Annotated in this window: 4 protein-coding genes; 1 reads left to right on the plus strand and 3 read right to left on the minus strand. The window is 70.2% G+C overall.

The window, feature by feature from the left end; all coding sequences use genetic code 11:
- Positions 1-42: 42 nt before the first annotated feature.
- From ACFWEP_RS32035 to ACFWEP_RS32045, 3 genes are read right to left on the minus strand one after another with little or no spacing between them, the layout of a single operon-like run.
- Positions 43-789, minus strand: coding sequence for a succinate dehydrogenase/fumarate reductase iron-sulfur subunit (locus ACFWEP_RS32035; RefSeq protein WP_387375405.1), 747 nt, complete (start codon positions 787-789; stop codon positions 43-45).
- Positions 786-2,735: a fumarate reductase/succinate dehydrogenase flavoprotein subunit gene (locus ACFWEP_RS32040; RefSeq protein ID WP_387375407.1), complete on the minus strand. Its 1,950-nt coding sequence runs from the start codon at positions 2,733-2,735 to the stop codon at positions 786-788. Before ACFWEP_RS32040 ends, ACFWEP_RS32035 begins: the two co-directional genes overlap by 4 nt.
- Before the next feature lies 1 nt (position 2,736).
- A complete protein-coding gene (locus tag ACFWEP_RS32045) occupies positions 2,737-3,444 on the minus strand; it encodes a succinate dehydrogenase (protein WP_266714369.1) in 708 nt (235 codons plus the stop codon).
- 96 nt (positions 3,445-3,540) lie between these two features.
- On the opposite strand from ACFWEP_RS32045, the gene ACFWEP_RS32050 reads away from it, so the two are divergent.
- Positions 3,541-4,461, plus strand: coding sequence for a LysR family transcriptional regulator (locus tag ACFWEP_RS32050; protein WP_387375410.1), 921 nt, complete (start codon positions 3,541-3,543; stop codon positions 4,459-4,461).
- The last annotated feature ends 104 nt before the right edge of the window (positions 4,462-4,565 follow it).

Genomic DNA, 4,565 nt, shown 5'->3' on the forward strand with positions numbered 1-4,565 from the left:
GCCCACGGTGCCGCGGCGGGACGGTTCGGGGGCGCCGGTGCGTCAGCGCCGGACCTTGCGGGTGGCGCGCAGCCACTCCTTGTTCATGGCGGCGATCGACGGGAGCGGGATTCCCTTCGGGCAGGCGGTGGCGCATTCGCCGGTCAGGGTGCAGCCGCCGAAGCCCTCCTCGTCCATGGTGGCGACCATGTCGAGCACCCGGGTCTCCCGTTCGGGCGCGCCCTGCGGGAGCACGTTGAGGTGGTTGATCTTCGCCGAGGTGAAGAGCATCGCCGAGCCGTTGGGGCAGGCGGCGACGCAGGCGCCGCAGCCGATGCATTCGGCGTGCTCGAAGGCGAAGTCGGCGTCCGGCTTGGGCACCGGGGTTGCGTGCGCGTCGGGTGCCGTGCCGGTGGGGGCTGAGATGTAGCCGCCGGACTGGATGACGCGGTCGAAGGCCGAGCGGTCCACCACCAGGTCCTTGATGACCGGGAAGGCCGAGGCGCGCCAGGGCTCGATGTCGATGGTGTCGCCGTCCTCGAAGGACCGCATGTGGAGCTGGCAGGTGGTGGTGCGTTCGGGGCCGTGCGCGTCGCCGTTGATGACGAGGCTGCACGCTCCGCAGATGCCCTCGCGGCAGTCGTGGTCGAAGGCGACGGGCTCGTCGCCTTCGAGGATGAGTTCCTCGTTGAGGGTGTCGAGCATTTCGAGGAACGACATGTCCTGCGAGATGCCGTCGACTTCGTAGGTGGCCATGGCGCCGGGCGCCTCGGCGTCTCGCTGGCGCCAGACGCGCAGGGTGAGCTTCATGCGTAGCTCCGCTGGGTGGGGTGTACGTACTCGAACACGAGGTCTTCCTTGTGCAGGACGGGGGCCTCGCCGGTGGTGGTGAACTCCCACGCGGCGGCGTAGGAGAACTCCTCGTCCCGGCGGGCGGCCTCGCCGTCCGGGGTCTGGGACTCCTCGCGGAAGTGGCCGCCGCAGGACTCGGCGCGGTGGAGGGCGTCGAGGCACATCAGCTCGGCGAGCTCCAGGTAGTCGACGATCCGGTTGGCCTTCTCCAGCGACTGGTTGAACTGCTCACCCGTACCGGGGACCTTCACTCGCCGCCAGAACTCCTCGCGGATCAGAGGCAGTCGGGCGAGCGCGGTACGCAGCCCTTCCTCCGTGCGGGCCATCCCGCAGAACTCCCACATGAGTTCGCCGATCTCACGGTGGAAGGAGTCGGGGGTGCGGTCGCCGTCGACGGCGAGCAGCAGGTTGAGCCGGTCCTCGGTCTCGGCGACCGTCTCCACCACCGCCGGGTGGTCCGCGTCCACAGGGGTGGTGTGCGGGTTGCGGGCGAGGTAGTCGTTGATGGTGGACGGCAGCACGAAGTACCCGTCGGCGAGGCCCTGCATCAGCGCGGAGGCGCCGAGGCGGTTGGCTCCGTGGTCGGAGAAGTTGGCCTCGCCGATCGCGAAGAGGCCGGGGATCGTGGTCTGGAGGTCGTAGTCGACCCAGAGGCCGCCCATCGTGTAGTGCACGGCGGGGTAGATCCGCATGGGGGTCCCGTACGGGTCCTCGGCGGTGATCCGGGCGTACATGTCGAAGAGGTTGCCGTACTTCTCCTCGACCTTGGCGCGGCCCATCCGGGCGATGGCGTCGGCGAAGTCGAGGTAGACACCCTGGCCGCCGGGGCCGACGCCGCGGCCCTCGTCGCAGACGTTCTTCGCGGCGCGGGAGGCGATGTCACGGGGGACGAGGTTGCCGAAGGCGGGGTAGATCCGCTCCAGGTAGTAGTCGCGCTCGTCTTCGGGGATCTCGTTGGCCGGGCGGTCGTCGCCCTTGGCCTTGGGGACCCAGATCCGGCCGTCGTTGCGGAGCGACTCGCTCATCAGGGTGAGCTTGGACTGGTGGTCGCCGGTGCGCGGGATGCAGGTGGGGTGGATCTGGGTGAAGCAGGGGTTCGCGAAGTGGGCCCCGCGCCGGTGGGCCCGCCAGACGGCGGTGGCGTTGGAGTTCATCGCGTTGGTCGAGAGGTAGAAGACGTTGCCGTAGCCGCCGCTGGCCAGTACGACCGCGTCGGCGAAGTAGGTGTCGATCCGGCCGGTGACCAGGTCGCGGGCGACGATGCCGCGGGCCCGCCCGTCGACCACGATCAGGTCGAGCATCTCGGTGCGCGCGTGGAGTTCGACGTTGCCCGCGGCGATCTGCCGGGACAGTGCCTGGTAAGCGCCGAGCAGGAGTTGCTGTCCTGTCTGGCCCCGGGCGTAGAAGGTGCGGGAGACCTGCACCCCGCCGAAGGACCGGTTGTCGAGGAGGCCGCCGTACTCGCGGGCGAAGGGGACGCCCTGCGCGACGCACTGGTCGATGATCTCGACGGAGATCTGCGCGAGCCGGTGCACGTTGGACTCGCGGGCGCGGAAGTCGCCGCCCTTGACGGTGTCGTAGAAGAGCCGGTGGACGGAGTCGCCGTCGTTGCGGTAGTTCTTCGCGGCGTTGATGCCACCCTGGGCCGCGACCGAGTGGGCGCGGCGCGGGGAGTCCTGGAAGCAGAACTGGACGACGTGGTAGCCCTGTTCGGCGAGGGTGGCGCCGGCCGAACCGCCGGCCAGTCCGGTGCCGACGACGATCACCGTGTGCTTGCGGCGGTTCGCCGGATTGACGAGCTTGGCCTCGAAGCGGCGGGTGTCCCAGCGCTCTGCGACCGGTCCCTCGGGGGCCTTGGTGTCGACGAGCGGCTCGCCCGTCCGGTACTGCGTGTAGTCGCTCATGTCAGCTCACGACTCCGGTCATGACGGCAACGGGTACGGACACGAATCCCGCGGTGAGCACCACCGCGATCACGTTGGCGAGGGTCTTGAGGACCCGGTCGCGGGTGGCGCTGCCGACTCCGAGGGTCTGCGCGGCACTCCAGAATCCGTGCTGGACGTGAAGACCGACGGCGAGCACCGCCACGATGTAGATGACGTCGCCGTACCAGGTGGAGAAGGTGTCGACCACGTTCTGATAGGGGTGCCCGGCCTGGAATCCGCCGCTGTGCACGGTGCCGGTGGTGAGGTCGAGGATGTGCCAGACGATGAAGAGCGCGAGGATGATGCCGCCCCAGCGCATGGTCCGGGTGGCGTAGCTCGCCCGGGCCCTCTTGTGGACGTAGCCGACGGGGCGCGCCCTGAGGTCGCGCCGGCTGAGCTGGTACGCGGAGACGGCGTGCAGCACCACGGCGGCGACCAGCACCAGGCGGACGATCCAGAGCGCCCACTCGTGGTGGAGGAAGGGCTCGCCGAGGGTGCGCAGCCAGTGCGCGTAGTGGTTGAACTCGCCGGGCCCGAAGAAGATCTTCAGGTTGCCCAGCATGTGGACGACCAGGTAGCCCAGCATGATCAGGCCGCTCACTGCCATGATCGTTTTCTTGCCGACGGTCGAGTCCCAGAGCGTACGCGTCATGGACGGCCGTCGTTCCGCCCGCGTTGCCAATGCCATGGGCACGACGGTAGGGCCGGAGGTCCCCATCAGTCCAAGAGATGGCCACGCTGATCTCCATAGGCATTGCCTATGCGACGGGTTTAACCTGCCTTTATGCACTTCCAGCAGCTCGCTTATTTCGTGGCCGTCGCCGAGACCCGGCACTTCACCCGGGCCGCCGAGGCGGTGCACGTCTCCCAGCCCTCGCTTTCCCAGCAGATCCGGGCCCTGGAGAAGGAGCTGGGCGCGGAGCTGTTCAGCCGGGCCCGGGGCAACATCACGCTGACCGACGCGGGCGAGACCCTCCTGCCGCTGGCCCGCCGTATCCTCGCCGACGCGGAGAGCGCGCGCCGCGAGGTGCAGGAGCTGGTGCTGCTGCGGCGCGGACGCATCCGCCTGGGCGCCACCCCGAGCATCTGCACCGGCCTGCTGCCCGACGTGCTGCGGGCGTACCACGACCGGCATCCGGGGATCGAACTCCTCCTGGAGGAAGGCGGTTCGCACGACCTGGTACGCCAACTGGCGCGCGGGGCACTCGACATCGCCCTGCTGGTACTCCCGCTGCCCGCCGCCTCACCCGCGTTGACGACGGTGGAGCTGCTGCACGAGGACCTGGTCGTGGTGTCGGCGGCGGACACGCCCGCTCCGGGCCGGGGCAAGTCCGTGCGGATCGCCGATCTCCAGGGAGTACCGCTGGTGATGTTCCGCCACGGCTACGACCTGCGCGAGCTCACCGTCGCCGCGTGCCGGGCGGAGGGCTTCGAGCCCTCGTTCACGGTGGAGGGCGGCGAGATGGACGCGGTGCTCGGATTCGTACGGGCGGGGCTCGGCGTGGCCGTGGTGCCGCGCATGGTGGCGGGACGGGCCGGCCAGGGCCTGCGGATGACACCGCTGGCCCCACCCGGGCTCCGGCGGACCATCGCGCTGGCCCACCGCACGGACGTGGCACCGCCCCGGGCGGCCCGGGAGCTCCAGCGGATGCTGCTGGAGGCGGACCCGGGCAGCCTCCTCGGACCGACCGCCGGGCGGACGTGAGGGGCACTCGGCCCGCGCACGCCTGCCCGGGAGGCGCGTGCGGGCCGAGGCCCCGCACGCCCGGCTCACACGGCGTCGGCCAGCACCAGCGAGTGGATGCGGTC

Source organism: Streptomyces sp. NPDC060198, assembly GCF_042728415.1.
Taxonomy (GTDB): Bacteria; Actinomycetota; Actinomycetes; order Streptomycetales; family Streptomycetaceae; genus Streptomyces.

Bases quoted from the DNA above. Each gene is read 5' to 3' on its own strand.
- ACFWEP_RS32040 (WP_387375407.1), bottom strand. From the start codon at position 2,735: ATGAGCGACTACACGCAGTACCGGACGGGCGAGCCGCTCGTCGACACC.
- ACFWEP_RS32045 (WP_266714369.1), bottom strand. From the start codon at position 3,444: ATGGCATTGGCAACGCGGGCGGAACGACGGCCGTCCATGACGCGTACG.
- ACFWEP_RS32035 (WP_387375405.1), bottom strand. From the start codon at position 789: ATGAAGCTCACCCTGCGCGTCTGGCGCCAGCGAGACGCCGAGGCGCCC.
- ACFWEP_RS32050 (WP_387375410.1), top strand. From the start codon at position 3,541: ATGCACTTCCAGCAGCTCGCTTATTTCGTGGCCGTCGCCGAGACCCGG.